Source organism: Roseovarius ramblicola, from assembly GCF_042430665.1.
Taxonomy (GTDB): domain Bacteria; phylum Pseudomonadota; class Alphaproteobacteria; order Rhodobacterales; family Rhodobacteraceae; genus Roseovarius; species Roseovarius ramblicola.
In genome coordinates this window covers 1-1,779 of record NZ_JBHMEC010000047.1, presented here as the reverse complement: position 1 = coordinate 1,779, position 1,779 = coordinate 1, and the positions used below count along the sequence as shown (strand labels likewise).

Here is a 1,779-nt window from a genome sequence, read left to right as displayed (position 1 = left end):
CGGGCTGCGCGCGCCCGGCGCGCAGGGCGGCCTGCAGTACCTCCCAAAAGGACATGCGCTGGTCGATGACCGTGTCGAAACGGTCGCCGCGCGCGGACCACGTCGCGTGCAGGGCGCTGAGCTCGTCCATGTCGATGTCGCCAAGGCGGTCGTGGCTGCGGGCGATCTCGGCCACCGCCCAGGCGATTTCGCGGGTGGGCTGGGGGGCGGTCCAGGCGGTGCCGTCCCAGACCGGCAGCTTGCGGGTCTTGACCGCGCGCACCTGACGCGCGGATTGCCCGGCGAACTCTTCGCCCACCTCGACGCGCACCGCGAGCAGCTCGATGCCCGGCCAGACCCGGCCTCCCGGCAGGATCCCCTTGAGCCCGGCCCACACGCCGTCGTCGAAGGTCTGATCGTCGCCTGCGGCGGTCTGCCGGGTCAGCCTCATCCGGTATCGCCCCTGCGTCACGAACCATTTGTGCGAGGACCGCAGCGCCGAGCGCGTCGCTCCGGTGAAGGTCAACGTCTCCAGCGCCACCGGCGCGCCAAGCGGCTGATCGTCGTCATCGATCATCTGGGACTCGACCAGTATCTCTACGGTGCGATCCTGGTTGTTGCCGTTGTTGTCGATTTCCACGAGTTGCCGGAACGCGATGTCGATCTCCAACGCCACGACCGTCTGCCCGGCGGGGGAGGCCGTGTGCCAGCCGACCGTTTCCTGCGGCGACAGGGTCAGGCCGGTCACGTCGCCCTGGGTAAAGACCGCTTCCTCCATCAGCGTGACCGGCTGTCCGGAGGTGACATGCTCGACGGACACGCCCGGCAGGTTGCCGGTGAGTGCGCCGTCGCGCCATGCCGTGACGTTGCCGAGCCGCACCTCTTCGAGCGCATGCTCGCCGACGCCGAGGGCCAGGAGCTGGTAGATGACCTGCGCGTTGCTCTCGAAGCGCACGAATGGCGGGCTCACATCGTCGAGCTGGTGGATATGCCGCCCGAGCTGGAAGGGGATGGGCGCGCCGGGGCGCGCGATGGACGATTGCGCGCGGGTCGCGAAGGTCGGCGATACCTCCTCGGAGAAGTCCGAGAGCGCGGGCGGGCCGGGCGGCGGAAGGATGGCGTTGACCACGAGGCCGCCGGCAAGATTGAGCGCGCCGAAGGCCAGCGCTCCGGCGGCCTCGGTCCCGATGCCGAGCGCGGAGGCGATCCCCGGCCCGAGGGCCGGTGCGAAGAACGCCGCTGCCGCCAGCACGGCAATCTGCAGCACGAGGCGCAGCGGATTGGAGCCGCCGCCGCCCTGCGGCACCTGCGTGATGACCAGGCGCTGCCCCTCTGCGACCCGCGCCGTCGCATAGTCCTGCGGGCGCACCGCCCCGAGCACGCGCAACACATCTTCCAGGGCGTCGGGATCGTCGCTGTCCGGCCAGGCGGGCACCTGCGCATCGTCCCCGTCGCGCAGGAACACGGCGACGGTCTCACTTTCGAGGCCCGCCCGGCGGAGCACGTCTTGCACCGTATCGCCCGGCCGGGCCGCGACCGGCACCGCGCGGTGCGCCTCGAGGAGGGCCTCCGGCGCGGCCCCGTGATCCATCAGCAGGTCGAGGCCGGGCACGTAGAGCGCGCGGGTGGCATCCGCCGCCGCGCGCCCGCGCCTGCGCGGCCCCGGCGTCCAGTATCGCATCTGCCAGCCCATGGTACGGATCGCGTCAGGCCGGTCATAGACCATGCCCGCGCCGCGCTGGCAGTGCAGGATGCCGCCTGCGATCCAGACACCGACGTGATTGGCGCGGCCCATGCGGC

1 protein-coding gene is annotated in these 1,779 nt (G+C 71.6%); it reads right to left on the bottom strand.

Translation table 11 applies throughout. The features are described from left to right. Positions 1 to 1,779 (bottom strand): host specificity factor TipJ family phage tail protein (locus tag ACFFU4_RS18345; protein ID WP_377071346.1); only part of this gene is annotated, 1,779 nt, incomplete at both ends.